This is a genomic window from Rhizobium metallidurans, from assembly GCF_014196505.1.
Classification (GTDB): domain Bacteria; phylum Pseudomonadota; class Alphaproteobacteria; order Rhizobiales; family Rhizobiaceae; genus Rhizobium; species Rhizobium metallidurans.
On record NZ_JACIDW010000012.1, the window covers coordinates 38122 to 61027 of the forward strand.

The following is a 22906-nucleotide window of genomic DNA, read 5'->3' on the forward strand; positions in this document are numbered from 1 at the left end:
TGATCAGGCGGCTCTGGGTGTAATCTGAAGTGTGGTTTCCTCCTCGATTGTCGGTGGATTCAGCTCGGCCATCGCCTCGACCTGCATATATCGGCTGAGAAGCTGCCATTCGTCATTGGCTTCGAGGAGGACCGCGCCGATCAGGCGTATGATGCCATCCTCGTTCGGGAAGATGCCAACGACATCGGCACGGCGTTTCACTTCCTTGTTCAGCCGCTCCAGAGGGTTGGTGCTGTGGAGCTTGGTGCGGTGCTGCGCCGGGAAGGCCATGTAGGCCAGCACGTCGGCTTCGGCGTTGTCCATGAAGGTGCCGAGCTTGGGCCATCTGGCGCGGAGCTGGTCGGCGACATGCCGCCAGGTCTGCATGGCATTGTCATAGTCGGGCTGGATGAAGGCCTGCCGGATCGCGGCGGCGACCATGGTATGCTGTCCCTTGGGGACGTAGGCGAGTGCGTTGCGCATCGCATGAACCCTGCACCTCTGCCATGTCGCGCTGAGGATACGGGTGATGGCGGCCTTCAGACCTTCATGAGCATCGGAGATGACCAGTTTGACGCCGGTGAGACCCCGGCGCACGAGGTCGCGCAGGAAGCTCGTCCAGAACGGCTCGGCTTCGGAAGGGCCGATATGCAGGCCGACGATCTCCCTTTTCCCGTCCGTATTCACGGCCACCGCGATTATCGCCGCCACCGACACGATGCGACCGCCCTCACGCACCTTCAGATAGGTGGCGTCGAGCCAGAGGTATGGCCAGTCACCGGAAAGGGGGCGCTTGAGGAAGGCGTTCACCCGCTCGTCGATATCCTTGCACAGCTTGGAAACGGAAGATTTGGAGATACCGGTCATGCCCATGGCCTGCACCAGTTCATCGACCTTGCGCGTCGAGACGCCGTTGATCCACGCCTCCTGGATGACGGCGACAAGCGCCTTCTCCACCATCTTCCTCGGCTCCAGGAAGCCGGGAAAGTAGGCTCCCTGCCGCATCTTCGGTATCTTCAGGTTCAATGTGCCGAGCCGGGTGTCGAGCGAGCGGTCGCGGTAGCCGTTGCGCCAGGTCTGGCGGCCGTCGCCACGTTCATAGCGGCCAGCGCCGATCAGGCCGTCAACATCGGCCTCCATGATCAGTTGCAGCACGCTTTCGGCAATCGTCCGCAGGAAATCGCTGTCGCCGCTCTTCGCGGCAAGTTCGGAAAGAGCTAATCTGTCGTCGGTCATCGGGGTTCCTTTCGGCTGGTTGAAGTCTTGCAACTCCACCTTCTCCGACAGGCCCGGTGCCCACCTTGCGCTCAACGAATTCGGCAGCTCATTCTCCACCGCCGTTTCCACCTCAACGCGCCTCCGAAATTACACCACGTGCGCGGACGCTACCGATATCCCAGCAATCGGAATCAAAATCGAGGTGTGGGTCGAACGCCGCGACCTCGTCCCTTGAATGGGTAATGAAGGCGGCAATGTTGGCCTGCGCATCGACACGTGATCGAGAGATTAACGGAGTGGGCATAGTCATTTGGTTGCCCTCCCGACCATCTCACCGCATTTCCTAACCAGGTCGGCCACTGCGAGGATCGTGAGATCGTTGACGGCCGCGATACGCAGGTCGGCCGTGTTTGCAAGTATTTCCCTCTCTTGCAGCAAGCTATCCAACAAGCTTTCGTGTGGCGCATCCAGCCATGGATTGAAGAAGGTGCACGTGTAGCAGGCTAGTGGTGCTGCAAGCCGGCAATAATCGTGTTTGCCACAAGTGCCGACGGATTCGAGTTGTGAGCGCGTGGCGGTATGGATGATCCTTCCGCGGTCGGTATCCTGACGCATTACGAGCGTCCCTGCGAATGCTTGGGCGACAGGCGCCAGTTGAAGTGCAAGCGCCTTGTCGATGCGTTCCATCATCGCTGGACGGGTTTCGACGTAGATCAAGCTAGAGTCGATCCAGCTATGGTCTAGCAAATCGGCGATAACGGAAGCGGAATGTCCCTCGGCCGCAGCCCGCGTGCCGAGGGTGCGCCTGATCCGGCTCTGGAACAAGTGAAGCTTTCGTCCGGTTCTATGGGATGTAACGGCCAGGTCCTTCAGCAGTCTGCGTAGCTTCTCAGCCATGGACTTACCCGAATGATGACCGCGCAGTCCGATGTCGCCCATATTGATCGAGCTGCGGTCCGACAGGAAGATCGGAGCTACTTCGGGAGCAACATCATGCGCGACTGCCCATTCTCGGGCCTCATCGCACTGCTGTTGAATGAGCGTGCCGAGCGCAGGCGCAAGTTCACGCGGGCGGAAGATCGTTCGCGGGCGAATGCCCTTGCCCTGCTTGATCCGGGTAACCTGCAAGATAAAGATCTTGCTGTTATCCTGCCGAGCGCTGACCGTGAAGTCACCACATTTCAGCATGGCGAGCTGTAATGGTCTCGCGCCAAGCGTGATCGCCAGCATCAACAGCGTGTAATTGGAGGTAGTAAGTTTGCCTTCGGTGAAGGCGTTGCGGATGGCGGAGAGGAGGTTTTCATATTCCATATCCGTGAGAGGACCGGTTTCCGGATCCAGCGTCCTGACAGCGGCGCCGACCTCGTGGTGTTTGGTCTCGAGGTCGGGCAATCTGATGAGCAAATCATCATCGAGGCCGCCAATGCCGAGATCGACCCAGAGCAACAGGTGCTCCTTCAGGCGTCGCAATTTGTAAAGCTCTTTGGCTTTCAACGATGCCCCATACCGTAAGACATCCCTGAGACTGATCATCTCCACGGCTCTCCCAGGCATTTCCTCGGCCAGGAAGCGGATCAGCACCCGGTAGGCGGTCAGCGCCTGAGACGCGCGGGATGGTGCCGCCGACACCAGCAACGCACGGCAGACGTCTTTGATTTGCTGACGTAGCTCAGGTGAAGCGCCGGGGAGATTGTTGAAGTTGAATGAAGCGGGTCCTGACGGTGTCGCTACCACCCACACATCATCCATCGGAATGAAAGCATGTCCGTCGACCGTGTGGAGAACCTGATCCCCGGACATAGATTCGATGGCAGCTTTCGCCGCATGTAACGGCGCGAGCTTCATTCCTTTTCTCCTTCACCGATCACATGGCGTTGGATTTTCATAGAAGCATCGGCGGCAAGACGGCGGGTTCGACGTGTCAGATAGACGTCTGCGCTCCTCGATGTTTCCGACCAACCCATCGCATGATTGCGTGCGCGGCGCTCATCTTCGGTTGAAAGTTTCGCCCGGTCCGCGATTTCCGAGAAGTCTTCGTTCCAACTGTGGCGCAGGACATGGCATGACAGATCGTCCCCAAGCTGGGGATGGTGTAGTCGAAGCCCGCGGAAGATCTTGGTGACGGACGACAACGACAGGGGTGCCCCGTCATCTGCCACGAACAGAAAGTCGTGTTTTCTTGCCGCCCGAAGTTTCGAGCGGTGCCTGACGATGTGTTCATGGGTCATATAGGCAAGTTCATCGCTTATGCCGATGCTTCGTTCCCGTGTCTTGGTGTTGGGCTGGAGTCTCCGAGGGTCACTGGCATCGTCTTGCCGACGCACAATGTCAGCCATGTTGCTACGAAAGTTGAGCGCCTTGATCCTTAGACCCAGCAGCTCACCTCGACGCAGACCAGTGCCAATACCCCATAGAATAAGCAGACGGTTCCGATCGCGATGGAATTCACTCGACCACGGATTGTCGATCGACTGAGGATCGATGACACGAAGCAACTCAGCCTTGGCGTCCCTGCCCAGGCTCATTCTCGCCAGCATCACCCGACCGGAAGGTATGCGAGCGCTCAGTCGATCAAGGAAGCCTTGAAGCAATTCCATGTAACGGATGCGCTGCTGGAGCGTTGAGGTTATCCGGGAGGAGGTCACCTCGCCCAGCCAGCCAAGGTAGGTTCTGGCGTAATGAAGACGGATACTTGCCGTGGTGGCTGACACACTGTCTCGCATTGGCTTTGCTGATAGCGCTCCCTGCCTACCTTGTTCGCCGCGAAGTGTTCGACGCGACATTGCAACCAGTTCATCGAGCTCGTGCGCATCAAGGAATCTGCCGTCGATAAATCTTTCCTGAAGTGCGATCGAACGAAGCTCGGTAAATGCCAGAAGGAACTGAACCCCGCGAAGCGCCTGTTCGATGGTGGCAGCGGACCCGCTTCCGGGGCGCACTACCGTCGTGGCGTAAACACACGCGTCGAACTCAGGCATGCCCGTATCCACTCGGACGAGCATCGGCATGCGTTCGCCGCTTCCAAAGACAATGGTTCGAATGCGGTGAGGTGGTGAAACATACTTGCTCGGGACAGAGCCGATTTGGCGCATCAACATAGGATCCTCAAAAGTTAACAGTTGGGCGAGGTATCCCATAAAGCCGGATGGTGAGCGCCAGTGAGAGATCGTCAACAGGACAAAAATGGCTTTTGAACAGGAAGTTAAGCCACTTTGTTGTCAATTCAATCGGAGGTCACCTTAACACGTTTGAACTGAAGACCACGAAAATTCATGCAGAGCTCAAACGCCGGTTCTCGCGCCTGCCAATAATCAGCGTGACAGGCGTTAGGCGCGCAGAGAGCGCCCAACGCGCCCGCGCCGAGATCACCGATCACAAGCCCGGCGAGCAAATATGGACTTGGCGCCCAATCGCTGACTGGTCGGAGGCGGACGTCTTTGCATCGCTGGATGCCTGGGGCATCGAACCTCATCCAGCATACCGGCAGTTCGGATTGAGCCGGGTGTCGTGCCGCTTTTGCATCATGTCGAGTCTTCCGGATCTCGTCGCCGCCACCGGCCGGAAGGAAACCCATAATCTCTATCGCCAGATGGTCGGCCTGGAGTGCCGCAGCACCTTCGCATTTCAGGGGGCGCGTTGGTTAGGCGACATCGCTCCCCATCTCCTTCAGCCGGATATGCGGGTTCGGCTGGCTGCAGCGAAGGAAAAGGCGGCCCGGCGCCGAACGGCCGAGCAACGTCTCACAAAGCAGATGCTCTATGTAAAGGGTTGGCCGACCCGAATGCTGTCCGACGGCGAGGCCGATCTTCTTGCGGAGGTGCGCACGGAGATCAGTACCATGTTGGGTTTGCGTCCAGGCTTTCTCGATCGAGCTTCGATCCATAATCGCTATGCCGAGCTGCTCGCAATTCGCGCCAGCAGGAGGACGGCGGAATGACGACGGTCTCGACGTCTCGGCGATTGCTGATCCTGTCCTGCTCGATGACCAAGCGTGCCGGCCCGAAATGGATGCCGGCGCGCAACCGGTACGATGGCCCTCTATGGCGCACTTTGCGCCATGTCGATCCCGGCGAACAAAAGGCGCGCGTCGCCATTCTGTCGGCGTATTACGGCTTTCGCGATGCCAGCATGGACATCGAGCAATACGAGGCGCGGATGACGCCCGAAATTGCTGCCGCCATGAAAACGGGCGGCCTCGGCACGCGATGGCCGCGCCCGAAGACCCAGCGGCGCATCATGCCATCCGGCGAACACGCCGGCGAGCACATCGCCTCGATGACGAGGTATGGCCGCGAGCCCTTCGTCGATGTCTGCCTCGTCGGAGGAGCCCTCTATCTCGACGTTATGCTTCATTTTGTCGAGCTTTTCCGCGAGGACGGCTTTGTGACGGGGAGCGCGCTTGTAACGGAGATCTGCGGGCCGTTCGGCATCATGCGAAAGCAGATGGCCGCCTGGCTGAACAGGCCTCTCTCCACAGCCGGCGACGACGCGGATGCCGGTCGGAAGCGGTGATGGCGGCGGATGAGGTTGGAGGGAGAGGGGGGAAGGGGTGTTCGTGGCGGGTTGAGGTTGTCGGAGAGAGGCTCCGGCCAGCCCGCCACGGAGAAACGACATGGCACAGGCCATTCAGAAAATCACGCTCAATGCGGGGCGCGATATCCCCTTCAACAAGCTCGTCCTCAGCCAGCAGAACGTCCGCAAGACGAAGGCGGGCGTGTCGATCGAGGAACTCGCCGAAGACATCGCCCATCGCGGTCTTTTGACCAGCCTGAACGTCCGCGCCGAGGTAGACGGCGACGGCAATGAAACCGGCATCTACCGCATTCCGGCCGGCGGTCGCCGCTATCGCGCGCTCGAACTTCTTGTCAGCCAGAAGAAGCTTGCCAAGACAGCCGCCATTCCCTGCATCGTCAGCAAAGGCGACACGCTCGAGGTCGAGGATTCACTCGCCGAAAACGTCAAGCGTGTCGACCTGCACCCGCTGGACGAGTTCCGGGCCATCATGACGTTGCGCGAGCAGGGCCTCGACGAGGAAGACATCGCCGCCCGCTTCCATATGTCGGTCGCAACCGTGAAGCAGCGCATGCGCCTGGCGTCGGTCTCGCCGCGCCTCCTCGAACTCTATGCCAATGACGAGATGAAGCTCGGCCAGGTGATGGCGTTCTCCATCACCAACGACCATGTCCGCCAGGAACAGGTGTGGGACACGATCTCGCGGTCGCATAATCAGGATGCCTATTATATCCGCCGGATGCTGACCGAAACCGCGGTCCGGGCCTCGGACCGCCGTGCCATCTATGTCGGCATCGAGGTCTATGAGGCAGCCGGCGGTGTCGTGATGCGTGACCTGTTCGAGCAGGACAGTGGCGGGTGGCTGCAGGATCCGGCGCTGCTCGAGCAGCTCGTGCTCGAACAGCTGACCACTGAGGCGGAAGCGCTGAAAGCCGAAGAGGGCTGGAAGTGGGTCGAGGCCGCGTTCGACTTCCCCTACGGCCACACATCCGGTCTTCGCCGCTTCTACGGAGAACGGGCGGAATTCAGTGAGGAAGAGCTTGCGCGGCATGATGCGCTGAAGGCGGAATACGACAGGCTCGACGCGGAATACGCCGAGGCGGATGAGCAGTCCGATGAGACCGAGGCTCGTCTTGAGGAACTCGGCAACGCGCTGGATGCCCTCAACGATCGACCTTACGTTTTCGACAGGCAAGAAGTCGCCCGCGGCGGCGCCTTCATCTCGCTTGCCGCCAATGGCGAGCCGAAGATCGAACGCGGTTTCGTCCGACCCGAAGACGAAACCGTCGCCGAGCCGGAAAGCGGTGATGCCGATGACGGCACCGATGATGCTCAAAGCGAGACTGACACTGCTGCCACTTCCGCGAATGGCGGTATCTCGGTCAACGGAAAGCCTGCCGCCGTCGAGGAGCCGGAGGAAGACGACGGCAAGGTTCGTCCGCTTTCCGATCGCGTCATCGAGGATCTGACGGCGGCCCGCACCGTCGCTCTGCGCAATGCGGTGGCCAACGATCCCGTCATGGCCTTCATTGCCGCCTTGCATGTCGCGGTCCTGAAGATCTTCTATCGATACGGCAGCGACTCATGCCTCGAGATCACGCTGCAGCACACCGCCTTCAGCCAGACGCAGGGCCTCGGCGACACGGTCTGGGCAAAGGAGATCGAGCAGCGGCAGGAATCCTGGGGCTATGATCTCCCCGGCAACGCCGACGAGGTCTGGGACTACCTGATCGCGCTCGACCAGGATAGCCGCATGGCGCTCTTTGCCCATTGCGTCTCGCTGTCGGTGAATACCACCGTGCAGGCATGGAACCGGCGAACCAAGGAAAACGCCCATGCGACGCAGCTCGCCCGCTCGCTTGGCTTCGGCATGGTTACCGCTGGCTGGACGCCGACGGTCGACAACTACCTCGGCCGCGTGACCAAGGCGCACATCCTGCAGGCGGTCCGCGAGGCGAAGGGCGAGCAGTCGGCGCAGCTGATCGACCACCTGAAGAAGCCCGACATGGCGCGCGAAGCCGCCCGGTTGCTCGAAGGCAGCGGATGGCTTCCCGAAGTGCTGCGGCTGCCGGTCGATCAGGTTCAGGAGGCGGCGGAGGCCGATGCCGTCGTATCCGATGTTGTCGTCGAGGACGCTACGGCCGAGGCCGCGGACATCGATCTGCCGTCCTTCCTGACTGAGGACACGGATGCCGCAAACGCGGCCGACGCTTCGATCGATGGCGACGGCGAACATCTCGAAGCCGCCGAGTAACCACTCCCGGATCCCAAGCTCACGAAAGCCCGGCGCTCAGCCGGGCTTCTCTGTTTTTCAGGAAAGCGTCATGCCTGCCTACACGATCGAAACGACCTACACCCTGCCGGTATTCCGGCATGCGACCTATGTCGCCGACACGCCCGAGGCTGCCTGCAAGGCGGCACTCGGTGACGACAACTGGGAGTCTCTGAAGAAAAATTACGATTCCTCCGGTGAGATCCACGTAACCGGCATCTGGGAAGGCGAGAATACCGCCTATGCCGGATCGCCGGTGACAGTCCCTTCGCAGTTCGATGAAGGAATACAACGTCGGGCCCACCACTTCGAAATCCTGCTCGGCCTGCTGAAGATGATGGCCCACGATGCCCATGCGGGCAGTCAGCCGCCGCTCGACTGGCTTGCCAAATCGGATTGGGCGATAGCGCGGGGTGAAGCGATTCTGGCCGGTTCCGCCGATCCCGCCGATCCGGTCGTCGCGCCAAAGCCGAGCCATGTCCTTGCACGTCTGGACGAAGAGCACGTGCGCAGCGCGATCGCCTCGGTGCTCGATGTCGATGACAGCTTCCGATCGGTCTCGCCGGCTCTGGTGACGGATGAAGACGTCCGAGTTGCCTGCGAAGCCATCGTCGCAACCGCGGATCTCTCCGATGCCGTGAGCAATGCGGAGTTTCTGGCGGCAATGGAGGCGATCCGGGCGGCGCACCGTCGGCTTCAGCCGGGTTGACGCACCGGGGGTGATTATCCGGCGCGCGTGGAACCCGGCGGCTGCGGCCGGCGAGAGGCGAGAGTTTGGCCGGGAAGGGGGCAGGCCGGGCGGGCGAAGAGAGGGCAGCCCGGTCTCGACCCAACGCCTCTCCGGAGAGAATCAATGTCCAGTTCCGATATAACGCCCCTGGCCGCGGCGATTGTCCCTGATGAGCGCCGCGCGGGATTCCTTCCGACCCTGTTCGGGCGTTCGCTCCTCATCATCGGCGAGAATGCCGTCTACGGTCTCATGGAGAGACTCAGCCCGCTCGATTACGGCGGCGGGTTCTGGGATTTCTACGAGCAGGACGGCAAGCCGCTGTTTCTGGCTCCGAGATCGACATCGCGTTTCAGGATCACCGGCGAAATCACCGGGTTCCAGGGGGACGTCTCGGCGGAGGCTGCCGGGATGATCGCGACGCTGTTTGCCTTCTCGCATCTCTCCTTCAAGCATCAATCCGATCATCTCTCGGAAGGCTACGGTCGCCTCTACGCCTACGCTGCGGATCATCCCGAAGCCTCGGAGATCTTTCAGGCGATCGATTGACGATCTGCGCTGCGCCGCCGCCTCAGGCGGCGCAGTCGTCTGCCCCACCATGCCGCGCCGCCGATGCACTGTGGCGCCCATGGTTCAAGGCGCATTCGCCCGCCCGGTTGTCCGCAGGAGCGGTCGGCCGCGCGCTCTTACTTTCAAGGAGACACCAACATGCACACGATGATTTCCAACTCCCGCCCGACCTCGTCAGGTTTCAAGGTCGATATATCCCGCGGCGAACGCATCGGCCGCGTGTCGTCGGAATGGTTCTCGCGTCCAGACGACGAGCGCTACCTGTCGCTTTCCGATCTTCATCGCGCCGTCAGCGCCCGGACCGAACGGGCCCGTGTCCGCACCGTCGAAACCGCCGACATCCACGTTGAAGCGACCCGCGACAATACCGAGCGCATGTCGCTGATCCTGCCTGGCAGCCGCGAGCCGTTGGCCCCGACCCATTGGAGCTACGGTCAGCTCTGCAGTCTGGTCGGCGCGCCGGCGAGCTACATGCGCCAACTCCCGGCACCGCTCGCCGCCATCAATCTCCAACATGGCTTGCTCAATCACAACGCCGAAACGGTCAAGACGCTGGAGATGGACGACGGTCGCCTCGAACTGCGCGCCGTGACCGGCCCCGAATACGGGCGGATCTGGGACAGGGATTTGATCGTGGCCATCATGAACATTGCAGGCAATGGCACAGGCGACACGATCTGGAAGGTTCCCGGCCTGCTCGACTGGTCGACCATGACCCACAATCCCTTCGTCGACATCACGAAGGACACGACGACGCTTTATGCCAGCGACCGCGATGTCTTCGTCTTCCTTTGCGATGACACCCATCCGATCGAAGCAGGCCGCCTGCCAAACGGCGAGCCCGATCTGTATTTTCGCGGCTTTTACGCCTGGAACTCAGAAGTCGGTTCGAAAACCCTTGGGATCGCAAGCTTCTACCTGCGGGCCGTGTGCGCCAACAGGAATCTCTGGGGCACCGAGAACTTCGAGGAGATCACCATCCGCCACTCAAAATTCGCAGCCCAGCGTTTCGCCCACGAAGCCGCCCCGGCGCTGACGAATTTCGCCAATTCCTCGCCAGCGCCGTTTATCGCCGGCATTCGCGCTGCCCGCGAACGCATCGTCGCCCGCAATGAAGACGATCGCTCGGAGTTCCTGCGCAAGCGTGGCTTCTCAAAGGCCGAAACCAGCAAAATAATCGAGACTGTTCTCAGAGAGGAAGGGCGACCGCCCGAGAGCATTTTTGACTTTGTGCAGGGCATCACAGCGCTGGCACGAGGGAAGTCGCATCAGGACACCCGGCTCGAACTTGAAGGCAAGGCGAAGAGGCTGCTCGAAAGCGCCGCCTGACTCCGTCATTCACCGCCCATCCTCATCCATCCCGTTCATCGCCCGGCCATCGCGCCGGGCTTCTCCGTTCACGGAAAGGAAACGTCATGACCCCGCTCGAAACCAGAATCTATAGTCGTCCGCCCATCCCGCTGGCAGACATCAGTCCTCTCGAAATGCTGCTCCTCACCAATGTGCTCGAGTGCAGCGAAACCGATGAGGGCCTTGTCCTGTTCACGGACTTCGGACCGACCAACCCGATCCGTGTGCCGCGCAGCGAGCTGATCGTCGCGTTTCGCGCCTCATCGCAATATGCCGAGGATCCGTTCAACATCTTCATCGCCGACCGTGTCCTCGCACTTCTGCCGGCAGGCAGCAACACAGTCGAGGACGATGTGATGATCGACATCGACCTTAGCCAGTTCCCGTGGCAGTTCGTGGTGCAGGGTATCGTCGCGCGATCAGTGGATTTGCGTGAGGTCACGGTGATCCAATGGATGAATCACCCCTCGCAACGTCCAGAGAGCTACGGCGCCAGCGTTTCGCTGATCACCGCCAAGACCATCCATCATGCCACAAGCGAGGATCTTCTCGCCCGGTTCAGGCTTGAGGACAAGGCCCTCCCGTCTGCGGCATCGTCGGCTGCCGCTTCAGAGGACCACAACGCTTTGACCAGCGACGCTGCAGGCGATCTGTTCACGGTGAAACAGCTTGAGACGGCTCTCTGCATCTGGGAGGCGATGCTTTATTTCCGCGGGCTGAATCAGCTTGGACAGCCGGTCCCGGACAATATCGTCCGCATGTCCGAGGTCTGGGATGCGGTCGGATGGCAAGCGATGCGTTCCCATGTTCGCGAGATCGTGCCGCTTGCACTCGACGTCCATGAGGACGTTTCGGAGGAGCTTGAGGAAGAAGGTTTCACCTTCGATTTCGATTTCGCGCCGGCGTTCGTCGAGACCCTCTCCTGGTCCGAGGATGGCGCCTTCCGAGAAGGCGAACCGGAGGAGTTCCTTGAAGACGTGATGGTGGCCGTCAGGCGCCATCGACAGGACGTCGTCGCGCGAACCACATCGAGCTTCAATCCGCCTTCATGCCAAGTCGGCTCATGAGGAAAGGCGTTACCTATGTCCTTGTTCAACACAATTTCACTCTCACCAATGCAATTGGGGCGACTGCAGACCGCTCTCGATCGGCAATACCGCTTCGACGGCGTCGTCAAAACGCTCCGGTCTCATATCGAGGAATTGGCTGCAGCCGGCCAGCTGGAACTCAGCGAAGGGGACGGAATGATCGATTATTCCCGGACTCACTTCAACCGGCTTGGCTCGTATGCAGAGCAGGACGCCTATATCGCCCGCCTCAAGGCCAGGCGATACTTCTACCTGAACGGATGGGTGGTTCCAAAGCTGGTATACGATGCGATCAAGCGCTGATGTCGCCGGCGTTCTTGTTCGCCACCGCTTCAGCGCTCTCTTCGGCCATTAGTTCGCCGGTGACCTGATCGCCCGCAGCTTTGAGGTCGACCTTGTCCCAGATCGAATTCTTGCCCCGGGACAGGCGACGCGGGTTCTTGATCTCCACGACGAACGGTTTTTTCGCAGGTTTCATGGGATTCCGTTGGACAGATGAAGCGTCGAACCGCCGAGGTGCTATTATTCGGCGCGGTCTGTCAACGCCCTGCGGATATGTGGTTTTGCGGATCATGGCAGGCGCGGGATCTCACCCTCCGCCACCCGCCAGACCCAGGGCGTGATCTCCGGTCTCGTCTCGATCATGTCAGCCAGCGCCCGCTCAAATTCCTCTCCGGCGCTCGCCGGCACGATGAACATGGCGACGGGAGCCGGTTTCTGTTCCGGTAACGTCACTGACACGATCGGCGCATCCCGTGCCAGATTGAAACGCAACCCCTTGACGCTCTTTCGCTTGAGGTGACCGAGCTTCTCCAGAAGCCGCAGCTCGTGAATGTCTTCGAACGGAAGCCAGTTCTCGTTGACCACCATCAGCGCGACCTCTTCGACCGCCGCGATGCCGGCGGCCGAGACGCCGAAGGTAGCTATGACGATCAGATGGAACGCCTCGTTCGAGCGCCACAGTTCGAGTTCGAGCTCATAGCGCGCTGCGAGCCGCCGCCATGCGCCCTCCTCGATCATCAGCGGAAAAGGCATATGCCGCACCACGATCCTCTGCCCCTCACGTGCGGCGGAGAACTCCTTCACTTCGGCTACGATCATCATCAGCTTGCGTGGACCAGCACCCGTCGCCTGCACGCCCTTGAGCGCCGCGGCGCGCCGGGCGGCGATCCCTTCCTTGTCCTCGGGATGAAACACTTCCGGCACGAAGAGCATTTCGCCCAAGATGGCGCCTCTTGCCGTCATCTGCGCGGCGGCATTGAGAAGGCTTGCTCGTACCCGGCCCCAGCCGCGCCTGCCTGCCCAAGTCGAACGCCATTCCGTCAGTTCGCCGGCCTCCCAGAGATAATGCAGCATCGCCCGCAGCGACAATTTCCTGGGCTCGCTCCGGATCCCGTGTTCTGACGGTTCAGCCAGCGCGCTGGGTGCTGCGCGAGGCCCGCGCTTCGTCAGCGAAAAATCCAGCTTCAGGTCGGCCTTGCCACTGGCATCGATCTGGATCGCATTGCCGATCAACGGGCCAAGGCCGGAAAGCTCGTAGGGAGGCTCATAGGAGGGGCAGGCAGGATCGTGATCGCGTCCCGACAGCGGCATCCGCTTGATGAGATACTGGTCTTCGACGCGTGCGATGTACATCGGCGCCGGCGGCGCCTTGCACATGCACATCGGGCGAAGGCGCTGCTCGTAGGCCTGCGGGAGGAATGCCCGCAATTCGGGCGAGGATTCCTCGATCACCCGGTCCCCGATCGTGAACTTTCGCACCTCTGTTCTCTCCGTCTCTTTGTCGAAGCTATACGGCCACCATGCGTTTTACTTAAAAAAAAATAAACAGTAAAACAGTGCGATGCGATGAAGAATGCGTGCCGAGAAGCGGAGCCAACCGGCGCGGTCCATGAACGGACGCCGACGGAGCGAGGTGGCGGAGAGGGAGAGTTCGGCCTGAAAGAAGGGAGACGGGTTCGGGCTGGAGGAGAGGCTTCCGGCGGCTCGTCGCGGAGTTCCTCGCATGCATAGAGATCAAACCGGGTGGCTCCCGCAGGCGCAGCGCCATCTTCTTTCCGCTCTTCATGGCCGCTTGCTTGCGGCTTGTTTCGGCGCGGGTGTCGACTCGACGGCGATGCTGGTTCTGCTACACCTTGCCGGACTCCGTCCCCATGTGATTTCATTTGCCGACCTTGCCGCCGAGAAACCGGAGACGATGGTCCATCTCGACCGGATGAACGCGGTTCTGGCCGCCTGGGGGGCCGCCGATCACGATATGCCGGAAGTCGACGCTCGCCTCGACCGGTTATGAAGACCTCTACGGAAACTGCGTCGCCAACGAAACCCTGCCGTCGCTGGCCTTCGGGTTGAAGTCCTGCAGCATCAAGTGGAAGCAGAGGCCGCAGGACCAGCTTCTCAAAGGATCTCGATCCGGTCCCAACGCCGCGCCGCCTCACCCAGTGTGGGAAGAGGCGCAGCGCACCGGCCAGCGTATCGTCAAGCTGATCGGTTACGATTGCAGTCCGGCGGACATTCGCCGGTCGAGGAATCTTCCTGCGGCCGACACGGATTTCGATTTTGTCTATCCGCTGCAACTTCTCGGCTGGACGCGCGAGGATTGCGTGCGGATCATCGCCGAGGTTTCTCGGTGCGGACTATGTACCGATCAAGTCGGCCTGCTTCTTCTGCCCGGCATCGAAGCTCTGGGAACTGTTCTGGCTCGCCGCCTATCATCCCGACCTGCTGGAACGAGCCCTCTTGCTTGAGCGCAATGCCTTGACCGGACGGCATAGCCGCTTCGACGAAATCGAGTTCGGCGCGTCCTGGGAGGAACTGGTTCGCAATGCCGACCGCTTTCCCAGCTCGAACAAGACCGTCGGCCTGGGCCGCAGTTTCGCCTGGAACCAATGGGCGCAGGTGAACGGCGTCGTCGATGACGATTTTCGCGTCAGGCGCGGCGAGGCGGATCGAGCAGTGTTCCTAGATCGGGCTTGGCGCTTCGTTCGCCCGAGAATGCTCGGGTCAAGAGCTTCGGTTCTCCGAAATTTCTGGATCCGCTCTGTGAAGGTGCGGTGTCCAACGACGCATCCCGCCTTGATCGTGTCACCGACATGAAGGAGGCTGCTAATGCAGATCAGGCGTAAACCTCGGCCCGACCAGAAGCGGCAATATCGCGCTCACTCCATCTACGCGGCGGAGCTCGGGGCGCCCGACTCCGGCCATTATCGTTCGACGCCGGCCGGTGCGCCGGATGTTGCGGCACTCGTTCACCCCGGCATGGTGATCCGCACGTCGTACGGCACGGGCGGAACGGTGATCGACGTCAAAGGTCCCCATGTCCATGTCGCGCCGGATGGCAGGGACTATCCGCATTTCACGATCGTCTATGTACCGTCCGAGCGGTTCGGGCGGCACGGAAAGCTCGATCGCAATTGGATCAACGAATGCGTCGACGTTGACGGCCGCATCCTGAAGCTTCTCGAAGCCAACCGCGACGAGGTCTTCATCGAAGGTGCGGTCTCCGGCCGGCGCTGACGCTCCGGAGAGGACGCCCCCACCAATCTTCCTTCCAACCTTTTCCAGCCAGGCCCGGTGCTCCAAGGAACGCCGGGCCTTTCCACGTTTTCAGGAGAGCATCATGACCATGCCTGCACTCGACCACCCGCGCCCGGCTTCTGCGCCGGTCGCGCCGGTGTTCCTCAATTTCCGTTCGCAGATCGTTCGACCCGTCTGCTTCGCCATCGTCTATTGGGACGGTCCGGGCGATACGCTCTACGCGTTTGAGGACCGGGCTGCCTTCGAGCGCCAGCGCAGCGCAGCCGAGCGATACGGCGTCCATGTCCATGAGCTGTCGGTGGATGAGGTGGTCGATTGGATCGCAGCCGGCGGCAATGCCGTCCTGCATGAGGTATCGGTCGCCGGCGTTGCGGCATTCGGAAACCTCAAGCTCGCGCCCGGCTAAGGGCCGGGCGCCCGCCGCCTTGGTCGCTCAGAGGGAGAGAGGGGCCGGAAAAGGGCGGTCAGCCGGGGCTTGGAGAGCGTCCGGGCGGGCCTGTCCTTTCCCGCTCTCGACAGGGTTTCCCATGAACATCGTTCCTTCCCGCGTCGCAAACGCCACCACCGCCTCGCTCGCTCCCGCCGATAGCACCAGCCGAGCAGGCAAACTCTTCCGCTCCGGTCACGCGCTTCTGCCGTCTCTCGAACATGGCCAGCCCATCGGCGCAGCCGATCTCCGCGCCATTCTGATGAACATCTTCGGCGGCTCGGACGCCGAAGGCTTCTGGTCATGGAAAGACGCCTACGAGGCGACCGAAGTGGCGCAGGTCCTGTTTCTGCGCAAGTTCGGCGCGGCGATCACCGCCCGCGCAGACGCGCCACAGGCGACGCTCTCGATGCTGGCCAAGGTGGCGGGCTTGATCCCCACCCACACGCGGCGCTCGGAGGAAAGCCAGCAGCTGCAGCAATTTTCAACGCCGATGCCACTGGCTTATGTCGCGACCCGCGCCGCAGGCATCATGGCGGACGATACCGTGCTCGAGCCCTCCGCCGGGACCGGCCTGATGGCGATCTTCGCCGAACTCGCGCATGCGCGCCTTTCTCTGAACGAATATGCGCCGGTCCGCCACGGCCTTCTGCAGGAGCTCTTCTCCGGATCGACCGTGTCGCATCACGACGCAGCCCACATCGATGACTATCTCGATCGTTCGATCCGCCCGACCGTCGTCTTGATGAACCCGCCGTTCTCCGCCGGCGTTCATGTCGAAGGCCGCATGGCCGACGCCGCATGGCGTCATCTCGCCTCCGCCTTCGCGCGGCTTGCCCCCGGCGGCCGACTGGTGGCGATCACCGGCTCAAGTCTCTCTCCCGACAATCTCAAATGGCGCGACGCCTTCGTCCGCTTGCAGGACCGTGGCACGATTCTGTTCAGCGCCGCGATCGATGGCTCGGTTTATGCCCGGCATGGCACGACGATGGAAACGCGGCTGACGGTGATCGACAAGATCGCCGTCGCCGATCCGACACGCCTCATCGCCTCGCACGGTGTCGCCCCCGATCTGGAAACCTTGCTTTCGTGGATCTCGGACTTGCAGCCTCGCTCGCCGTCGACCGCGTCGAACTCTATCGGCGCATTGTCCAACGGCATTCTGCGGGCCTGCGCGGCGAAGATGGCAGCCCGAAGAGCCAGTGAGACCCTGCGCCCCGCAGCGGTCGCCGCTCCTGGCACCCACCCGTCACCGGCTGCTCATCCACCCCGTCCCGCGTCCGCCGCGCCTTCGTTGCCTGCCCATATCGATGACGAGGTCGTGCAACTCTCCTATGAACTGCACAATGAGGTGCCGATGAGCCGCGGCGAAGTCGCCGACGGTATCTACGAGCCGTATCGGCTGCAGGCGATCCACATTCCGGGCGCAAGACCGCATCCGGACAAGTTGGTCGAATCCGTTGCCATGGGATCGGTCGCGCCGCCGAAGCCGACCTATCGTCCGCACCTGCCGAAGCGTGTCGTCACCAGCGGAGACCTCTCCGAGGCCCAGCTTGAAAGCGTCATCTATGCCGGCGAGGCGCATTCAGGTTATCTCGCCGGCCATTGGTCGGTCGATGCATCCTTCGACAACCTGAAAGCCGTCAAGTCAGGCGAAGAAAGCGCCCGCCGCTTTCGCCGCGGCTGGTTTCTCGGCGATGGCACCGGAGCCGGGAAGGGCCGCCAGGCCGCCGGCATCCTGCTGGACAACTGGCTCAAAGGCCGTCGCCGGCACCTGTGGATCTCCAAGTCCGAGACCCTGATCGAGGACGCCCAGCGCGACTGGGCAGCACTTGGACAGGAGAAGCTGCTGGTCACACCGCTGTCGCGCTTCCGCCAGGGCAAACCGATCAAGCTCGATGAGGGCATCCTGTTCGTCACCTTCGCGACGCTACGGACCGACGAGCGCGAGGGCAAGCGGTCGCGCGTCCAGCAGATTGTCGATTGGGTGGGGCACGATTTCGATGGCGTCATCGTCTTTGACGAGGGCCACTCGATGGCCAATGCCGCCGGCGGCAAGTCCGAGCGCGGCGAAAAGTCGGCCTCGCAACAGGGCCGCGCCGGCCTGCGGCTGCAGCGCGCTCTGCCCGATGCCCGCGTCGTCTACGTTTCGGCGACCGGCGCGTCGGAGGTGGAGTCGCTCGCCTATGCCGAACGCCTTGGCCTTTGGGGCGGCGCCGATTTCCCGTTTTCGAACCGGTCCGAGTTCGTTGCCGCAGTCGAGGACGGCGGCGTGGCGACCATGGAAGTGCTCGCGAGAGATCTCAAGGCGATGGGGCTCTACGCTTCCCGCTCGCTGTCCTTCGAAGGTGTCGAGTACGACATCCTCGAACACGAACTGAGCGAGGAGCAGGTTCGCATCTACGATGCCTACGCCGAAGCCTACCAGGTCATTCACAATCATCTCGATCAGGCGCTGGAGGCGTCCGGCATCACCTCCAGCGGCGGCACACTCAACAGACAGGCCAAGGCGGCCGCGCGCTCCGCCTTCGAAAGCACCAAGCAGCGCTTCTTCAACCATCTCCTTACATCGATGAAGACACCAGCGCTGATGAGCGCGATCAGGTCGGATGTGGAAGAGGGCAACGCGGCGATCGTCCAGATCATTTCCACCGGCCAGTCGATCACCGAGCGCCGGCTGGCGGAGATCCCGACCGCGGAATGGAGTGACATCCAGGTCGACGTCACGCCGCGCGAGATCGTCGCCGAATACCTCAACAACTCGTTCCCGACACAGCTCTTCGAGGAATATTCCGACGCCGAAGGCAATCTCCTGTCGCGGCCGGTCTACGACGCCGATGGCAATCCGGTCCTGTGCCGCGAGGCGGTGGCGCGCCGGGACGCGTTGCTCGAACGGCTCGGCAGCCTCCCGGCGATCCCGACCGCGCTCGATCAGATCGTCCAGACATTCGGGACTGCCCAGGTTGCAGAGATCACCGGCCGCACGCGCCGCATCGTCCGCCGTGACGACGGCGGCAGGATCGACCGCTTCGCCGTCGAAAGCCGCCCGGGTAGCGCCAATCTCGACGAGACGCGCGCCTTCATGGACGACGAGAAGCCGATTCTGGTCTTCTCGGAGGCCGGCGGCACGGGGCGCTCCTACCATGCCGACCTCGGTGCTAAGAACCAGCGCCTGCGCTTGCACAACCTCCTCGAAGCCGGCTGGCGTGCCGACGTCGCCATCCAGGGTCTGGGCCGCAGCCATCGCACCAACCAGGCGCAGCCCCCGAAATTCCGGATGATCGCCACCAACGTCAAGGCCGAACGGCGTTTCCTCTCGACCATTGCCCGGCGTCTCGACACGCTCGGCGCCATCACCCGCGGGCAACGTCAGACGGGCGGGCAGGGGATGTTCCGGAGCGAGGACAACCTCGAATCGCAATATGCCCGCGATGCGCTGAGGCAATTCTACAGGCTGATCCACGGCGGCGGCGTCGCCGGCTGCTCGCTGGAGACATTCGAGGCGATCACCGGCCTGTCGCTGACGTCAGACGAAGGCGGGCTCAAGGACGAACTGCCGCCGATCCACACCTTCCTGAACCGCATGCTGGCGCTGACGATCGCCATGCAGAACCTGCTTTTCGAGGCCTTCGAACAACTTCTGGCGGCCCGCATCGAAGGGGCGATCGCCGCCGGCGTCTATGACAGGGGGCTTGAGACGCTGACGGCGGACCGAATGACGGTGAAGGACCGCAGGCTCATCTACACTCATCCCGTCACCGGCGCGCAGTCGCACCTCCTCACTATCGAACGCATGGATCGCAACAAGCCGATGCTGCTTGCCGATGCCCTAGGATTGGTCGAGCGCGATCCGCGGGCGAGGCTGATGGTCAACGCCAAGTCGGGCCGTCCGGCCGTTCGGATCCAGACGCGCTCGATCATGCTTGACGACGGGTCGGTGCAGCCCCGCGTCGCGCTGATCCGGCCGATGGACGAGATCCGTTTCGAACTGCGCCAGCTCGAAGAGACGAACTGGGAGGAGACGGATGACCAAGGCTTTTCCGCCGCATGGAACACCGAAGTCGCCGGTCTCCCGGAGTTCTCCCTGTCGACGATGCATGTCGTCTCCGGCCTGCTCTTGCCGATCTGGAAACTCCTGCCGCAGGACTATTGCCGGGTGTATCGTCTTCAGACAGACGACGGTGAGCGTATCGTCGGCCGATTGATCTCGTCCGAAGGGCTCGCCCGGCTGTGCCGCAATTTCGGGCTCGACCAGACGGAGGTCGTCAGCGCCGCCGAGGTGTGGCAATCGCTGCTCGCCGGTTCCGCGGTCGTAGCACTCGCCGGCGACATGACGCTGCGGCGTGTGCGGGTGATGAACGATTATCGCGTCGAGCTCACCGGCTTCACCGACGGCATGCGCGACCGGCTGAGATCCATGGGTCTCTTCTCCGAGATGATTGCCTGGAAGCTCCGCTTCTTCATACCGGCGTCGGATGACGGGCAGGCGGTCCTGTCGCGCCTCCTCGAACGCCATCGCGTCATCGACGTCGCCGGCCGGGGGTGACCATCATGCTGTCCGCTTCCGAACTTGCCGACCGTCTCGCGCGCGATGCCGAGGCGGTCTGCCGCCATTACCTCTCCGCCGGCCGCCGGGCCGGCAACTACTGGATCGTTGGTGACGTCGCCAACAGCAAGGGCAAGTCGCTCTACGTCCATCTCGCCGGGCCTCGCAAGGGCAGATGGACAGACGCGGCGACTAGCCAGTATGGTGACCTGCTCGATCTCGTGCGGGAATCCTGCGGACTGGTCGATTTCCGCGACGTCGCCGATGAGGCACGGCGTTTCCTGAACGAACCTCAGCCCGACTCGACCCAACCAAGACCGGTGTCGTCCCGCAGGGACGATACCCTCGGCAGCCGACCAGCCGAAAGGCCGGCTGCGGACCGAGCAAGACGTCTGTTCCGCATGACAGAGCCACTCTCCGGCACGCTGGCCGACAGCTATCTGCGTCAGCGTGGCATCCTGCGGGCATCGTCGCATCCCGCGCTCCGCTTCCACCCGTCCTGCTACTATCGCGATCTCGTCGGCGGCATGACCAGCAGCTATCCGGCGCTGATCGCCGCCGTGACCGATCAAGCCGGGGCGATCACCGGCGTGCATCGCACCTGGCTCGACCCCGATGGCGACGGCAAGGCAAGGGTCGACGATCCCCGCCGTGCGCTGGGCGGACTGCTTGGCAACGCCGTGCGCTTCCGCTTTCCTGTCGATGGCCTCGTACCTGTCATGGCGGCGGGCGAGGGCCTCGAAAGCATGTTGTCGCTCTCGCATGTAATGCCCGGCATGCCTGTGGTCTCGGCGCTGACGGCCAATCACCTTGCCGCCTTCCGGCCACCGGCCGGATGCTTACGCCTCTACGTTGCCGCTGACGCGGATGCCGCCGGCCGGCATGGCATCGAGGGACTGAGCCGCCGGGCGCAGGCGCTCGGCATCCTGCCGCTTGTGCTCACCCCGGAACTCGGCGACTTCAACGAGGATCTGCGCCGGCTTGGACCTGACAGGCTGATCGCAAATCTCCGGGGCCAGCTTGCACCGGAAGACGCCTGGGCCCCTCTTCTCGCGTGATGCGGCCGCGAAGGGGACGGCGGGTGAGGGCGCGGCGTGGCTGGCAGGGCCGGTCCCTGCCGGTCTCCCTCCTGGTGTGGCGCGCCTGCGGGCCTGCCGAGAGGCGACCCTTACCAGGCGGCTGTCGGGCCTTCAGCGGATCGGTCTGGTTTCTTCCCCGCGCCGGCAAGCCGGCGCTCCTCGCAGGCCAAGAAACCCTCCCTCAACCGCCCGGCGCTGCGCTGGGCCGCTTCGCTGCGCTCGCTGTTCCGGCCCGCCCGCTGCCTGGACAGGGATCGCCGTCAGGCCGCGAGAGGCGCGGCCCAAACCGACGGAGACCATCATGAACCTCATCCTTCCAGCCGACGACGCCTTCGAGCCCCATCACGCATCTTCCCCGACCGACCGCTTCATCTACGAGATGCAAGTCTTTGGCTACCGCCCCTTCCAGGACGAGCCGGACCCGCGCCCGCTGCCCGAGGAGCCGGTCGTCCAGTCGGCGCTGACCGCGATGTTCTCTGCGATGTTCGAAATGCTCGGCGACACGCGGCTGGAGCCCGATCTCGAAGACCTGCTATGGTCGACGGTCAATCTCTTCCACCGCGCCGGCGAACGCATCCAGCGCGAGCTTCAGCGCAACGAGGACGCCCAGCGCAGCGGGCAGCGCGAGCAGGACGGGTCGGAGGTCAAGAGCGTCGAGCTTGAGCGCCATGTCACAGAAGGCATCACACTCCTCGAACGGCGCAACGCCTTCGAGTTCATGCGCGACTATGCCGCCGACCTCTTCGAGGCGCAGACCGGATCGGCATGGAGGCCGCGCACCGGCTCGAAGGTCAGCCACGCCAACATGACGGCGGCGATGATCGACTCCAGAGACTTCCTGTTTGCTCGCCGGCGCGCCGAGACGGAGGTGCTGATCCCGGCCGGCACGAAGATCGCCTTCGGCGGCGGCACGGACTACAATGACCACGAGCGGATCTGGGCCGCGCTCGACAAGGCCCATGCCAAGCACGCGAACATGATCCTGCTGCACGGCGGCTCGCCGAAAGGTGCCGAACGCATTGCCGCCTGCTGGGCCGAATCCCGCAAGGTGACGCAAATCGCCTTCAAGCCGAACTGGACGAAACATGCCAAGGCCGCCCCGTTTCGGCGCAACGACGAGATGCTGGCGGTCATGCCGTCAGGTGTCATCGTCTTTCCCGGCTCCGGCATCACCGACAACCTTCGCGACAAGGCCCGCCGGCTCGGCATCAATGTCTGGGAACTCAAAGGAGATGGCGCGTGAGCGCCATCGTCACTTCCGTCGACGCTTTCTTGGTCGAAGACTACTTGTTCATCGCATCCTTCAGGGACTTCGCCGCAGTGAAGGAAAGCTTCTTCTGCGCGGCGACCTTGATTGCCGCGCCCGTCGCTGGATTGCGTCCGTCTCGCTCCGGCGTGTCCTTGACTTTGAACTTTCCGAATCCGGGGATCGATGTTTCGGCGCCCGATGTCGCGGCTGTCGTTATCGCCGAAAACACGGCTTCGACGACGGCCTTGCCCTGCGCCTTGGTCAGGTTATGGTCTGCGGCGATCTTGTCTGCGATTTCGTTGGTGGTGGTCATAGGGTCTCCTCTCTTTTGGAACCCTTCGATCCCTTTCAC

General features: G+C 62.4%; 21 protein-coding genes. 15 read left to right on the plus strand and 6 right to left on the minus strand.

Annotated features, from left to right (window positions below; translation table 11 throughout):
- Positions 1-3: 3 nt before the first annotated feature.
- The 3 genes from GGQ67_RS17080 to GGQ67_RS17090 form a co-directional block, all read right to left on the minus strand.
- Complete coding sequence (locus GGQ67_RS17080; RefSeq protein ID WP_052642991.1) at positions 4-1215, minus strand: IS256 family transposase; 1212 nt, start codon at positions 1213-1215, stop codon at positions 4-6.
- Between the two features lie 288 nt (positions 1216-1503).
- Entirely contained in the window at positions 1504-3042 is a 1539-nt protein-coding gene (locus tag GGQ67_RS17085; RefSeq protein WP_183901340.1) for a site-specific integrase, read from the minus strand.
- Positions 3039-4175 (minus strand): tyrosine-type recombinase/integrase, encoded by a 1137-nt coding sequence (locus GGQ67_RS17090; protein ID WP_183901341.1) that lies wholly within the window; start codon positions 4173-4175, stop codon positions 3039-3041. Before GGQ67_RS17090 ends, GGQ67_RS17085 begins: the two co-directional genes overlap by 4 nt.
- Positions 4176-4387: 212 nt before the next feature.
- Between GGQ67_RS17090 and GGQ67_RS17095 the strand changes: the two genes are divergently transcribed.
- The 8 genes from GGQ67_RS17095 to GGQ67_RS17130 all read left to right on the plus strand — a co-directional run bounded on the left by GGQ67_RS17095 (position 4388) and on the right by GGQ67_RS17130 (position 12019).
- Entirely contained in the window at positions 4388-5134 is a 747-nt protein-coding gene (locus tag GGQ67_RS17095) for a phosphoadenosine phosphosulfate reductase domain-containing protein (RefSeq protein WP_246400209.1), read from the plus strand.
- On the plus strand, positions 5131-5709 hold the full coding sequence (locus GGQ67_RS17100; RefSeq protein ID WP_183901343.1) for a hypothetical protein: 579 nt from the start codon (positions 5131-5133) through the stop codon (positions 5707-5709). Before GGQ67_RS17095 ends, GGQ67_RS17100 begins: the two co-directional genes overlap by 4 nt.
- A 100-nt stretch (positions 5710-5809) precedes the next feature.
- A complete protein-coding gene (locus GGQ67_RS17105) occupies positions 5810-7963 on the plus strand; it encodes a ParB/RepB/Spo0J family partition protein (RefSeq protein WP_183901344.1) in 2154 nt (717 codons plus the stop codon).
- A 70-nt stretch (positions 7964-8033) separates the two neighbouring features.
- Positions 8034-8690, plus strand: a complete 657-nt coding sequence (locus tag GGQ67_RS17110) for a hypothetical protein (RefSeq protein ID WP_183901345.1) — start codon at positions 8034-8036, stop codon at positions 8688-8690.
- Between the two features lie 144 nt (positions 8691-8834).
- Complete coding sequence (locus tag GGQ67_RS17115; protein ID WP_183901346.1) at positions 8835-9257, plus strand: antirestriction protein; 423 nt, start codon at positions 8835-8837, stop codon at positions 9255-9257.
- A 159-nt stretch (positions 9258-9416) separates the two neighbouring features.
- Positions 9417-10607 carry a DUF932 domain-containing protein gene (locus GGQ67_RS17120; protein ID WP_183901347.1) on the plus strand — a complete coding sequence of 397 codons (1191 nt, stop codon included), beginning with the start codon at positions 9417-9419 and terminating at the stop codon, positions 10605-10607.
- Positions 10608-10693: 86 nt separating this feature from the next.
- Complete coding sequence (locus tag GGQ67_RS17125) at positions 10694-11695, plus strand: hypothetical protein (protein WP_183901348.1); 1002 nt, start codon at positions 10694-10696, stop codon at positions 11693-11695.
- 15 nt (positions 11696-11710) lie between these two features.
- Positions 11711-12019, plus strand: a complete 309-nt coding sequence (locus tag GGQ67_RS17130; protein ID WP_246400210.1) for a hypothetical protein — start codon at positions 11711-11713, stop codon at positions 12017-12019.
- On the opposite strand, the gene GGQ67_RS17135 is transcribed toward GGQ67_RS17130, so the two are convergent.
- Together GGQ67_RS17135 and GGQ67_RS17140 are read right to left on the minus strand one after the other, a co-directional pair.
- Complete coding sequence (locus GGQ67_RS17135; RefSeq protein WP_183901349.1) at positions 12009-12194, minus strand: hypothetical protein; 186 nt, start codon at positions 12192-12194, stop codon at positions 12009-12011. The two genes, GGQ67_RS17130 and GGQ67_RS17135, sit on opposite strands and share 11 nt — an antisense overlap.
- Positions 12195-12286: 92 nt before the next feature.
- Positions 12287-13477, minus strand: a complete 1191-nt coding sequence (locus tag GGQ67_RS17140) for a DUF1173 family protein (protein WP_183901350.1) — start codon at positions 13475-13477, stop codon at positions 12287-12289.
- A gap of 244 nt (positions 13478-13721) precedes the next feature.
- Here GGQ67_RS17140 and GGQ67_RS25115 point away from each other — a divergent pair, with 244 nt between their 5' ends.
- The 7 genes from GGQ67_RS25115 (at position 13722) to GGQ67_RS17170 (ending at position 22548) form a co-directional block, all read left to right on the plus strand.
- The gene (locus tag GGQ67_RS25115; RefSeq protein ID WP_210279680.1) at positions 13722-14009 is read left to right on the plus strand and encodes an adenine nucleotide alpha hydrolase family protein; all 288 of its coding nucleotides are present in this window, start codon (positions 13722-13724) and stop codon (positions 14007-14009) included.
- Positions 14010-14455: 446 nt separating this feature from the next.
- On the plus strand, positions 14456-14812 hold the full coding sequence (locus GGQ67_RS25120; protein ID WP_210279681.1) for a hypothetical protein: 357 nt from the start codon (positions 14456-14458) through the stop codon (positions 14810-14812).
- Positions 14813-14824: 12 nt separating this feature from the next.
- On the plus strand, positions 14825-15232 hold the full coding sequence (locus GGQ67_RS17150; protein ID WP_183901351.1) for a hypothetical protein: 408 nt from the start codon (positions 14825-14827) through the stop codon (positions 15230-15232).
- A 103-nt stretch (positions 15233-15335) separates the two neighbouring features.
- On the plus strand, positions 15336-15659 hold the full coding sequence (locus GGQ67_RS17155) for a hypothetical protein (RefSeq protein ID WP_183901352.1): 324 nt from the start codon (positions 15336-15338) through the stop codon (positions 15657-15659).
- Between the two features lie 121 nt (positions 15660-15780).
- Positions 15781-20226: a strawberry notch-like NTP hydrolase domain-containing protein gene (locus tag GGQ67_RS17160; protein WP_183901353.1), complete on the plus strand. Its 4446-nt coding sequence runs from the start codon at positions 15781-15783 to the stop codon at positions 20224-20226.
- A gap of 5 nt (positions 20227-20231) precedes the next feature.
- Positions 20232-21284, plus strand: coding sequence for a DUF7146 domain-containing protein (locus GGQ67_RS17165; protein ID WP_210279682.1), 1053 nt, complete (start codon positions 20232-20234; stop codon positions 21282-21284).
- 322 nt (positions 21285-21606) lie between these two features.
- On the plus strand, positions 21607-22548 hold the full coding sequence (locus GGQ67_RS17170; protein ID WP_183901355.1) for a DUF2493 domain-containing protein: 942 nt from the start codon (positions 21607-21609) through the stop codon (positions 22546-22548).
- A gap of 40 nt (positions 22549-22588) precedes the next feature.
- Here GGQ67_RS17170 and GGQ67_RS17175 read toward each other — a convergent pair whose 3' ends face one another.
- Positions 22589-22867 (minus strand): HU family DNA-binding protein, encoded by a 279-nt coding sequence (locus tag GGQ67_RS17175; RefSeq protein WP_183901356.1) that lies wholly within the window; start codon positions 22865-22867, stop codon positions 22589-22591.
- Positions 22868-22906 lie beyond the last annotated feature (39 nt).

Coding starts and splice junctions, on each gene's coding strand:
- GGQ67_RS17175 (WP_183901356.1), bottom strand. CDS start 22,867: ATGACCACCACCAACGAAATCGCAGACAAGATCGCCGCAGACCATAAC.
- GGQ67_RS17110 (WP_183901345.1), top strand. CDS start 8,034: ATGCCTGCCTACACGATCGAAACGACCTACACCCTGCCGGTATTCCGG.
- GGQ67_RS17085 (WP_183901340.1), bottom strand. CDS start 3,042: ATGAAGCTCGCGCCGTTACATGCGGCGAAAGCTGCCATCGAATCTATG.
- GGQ67_RS17135 (WP_183901349.1), bottom strand. CDS start 12,194: ATGAAACCTGCGAAAAAACCGTTCGTCGTGGAGATCAAGAACCCGCGT.
- GGQ67_RS17170 (WP_183901355.1), top strand. CDS start 21,607: ATGAACCTCATCCTTCCAGCCGACGACGCCTTCGAGCCCCATCACGCA.
- GGQ67_RS17125 (WP_183901348.1), top strand. CDS start 10,694: ATGACCCCGCTCGAAACCAGAATCTATAGTCGTCCGCCCATCCCGCTG.
- GGQ67_RS17165 (WP_210279682.1), top strand. CDS start 20,232: ATGCTGTCCGCTTCCGAACTTGCCGACCGTCTCGCGCGCGATGCCGAG.
- GGQ67_RS17080 (WP_052642991.1), bottom strand. CDS start 1,215: ATGACCGACGACAGATTAGCTCTTTCCGAACTTGCCGCGAAGAGCGGC.
- GGQ67_RS17150 (WP_183901351.1), top strand. CDS start 14,825: ATGCAGATCAGGCGTAAACCTCGGCCCGACCAGAAGCGGCAATATCGC.
- GGQ67_RS17090 (WP_183901341.1), bottom strand. CDS start 4,175: ATGCCTGAGTTCGACGCGTGTGTTTACGCCACGACGGTAGTGCGCCCC.
- GGQ67_RS17105 (WP_183901344.1), top strand. CDS start 5,810: ATGGCACAGGCCATTCAGAAAATCACGCTCAATGCGGGGCGCGATATC.
- GGQ67_RS17160 (WP_183901353.1), top strand. CDS start 15,781: ATGAACATCGTTCCTTCCCGCGTCGCAAACGCCACCACCGCCTCGCTC.
- GGQ67_RS25115 (WP_210279680.1), top strand. CDS start 13,722: ATGCATAGAGATCAAACCGGGTGGCTCCCGCAGGCGCAGCGCCATCTT.
- GGQ67_RS17155 (WP_183901352.1), top strand. CDS start 15,336: ATGACCATGCCTGCACTCGACCACCCGCGCCCGGCTTCTGCGCCGGTC.
- GGQ67_RS17115 (WP_183901346.1), top strand. CDS start 8,835: ATGTCCAGTTCCGATATAACGCCCCTGGCCGCGGCGATTGTCCCTGAT.
- GGQ67_RS17120 (WP_183901347.1), top strand. CDS start 9,417: ATGCACACGATGATTTCCAACTCCCGCCCGACCTCGTCAGGTTTCAAG.
- GGQ67_RS17130 (WP_246400210.1), top strand. CDS start 11,711: ATGTCCTTGTTCAACACAATTTCACTCTCACCAATGCAATTGGGGCGA.
- GGQ67_RS17100 (WP_183901343.1), top strand. CDS start 5,131: ATGACGACGGTCTCGACGTCTCGGCGATTGCTGATCCTGTCCTGCTCG.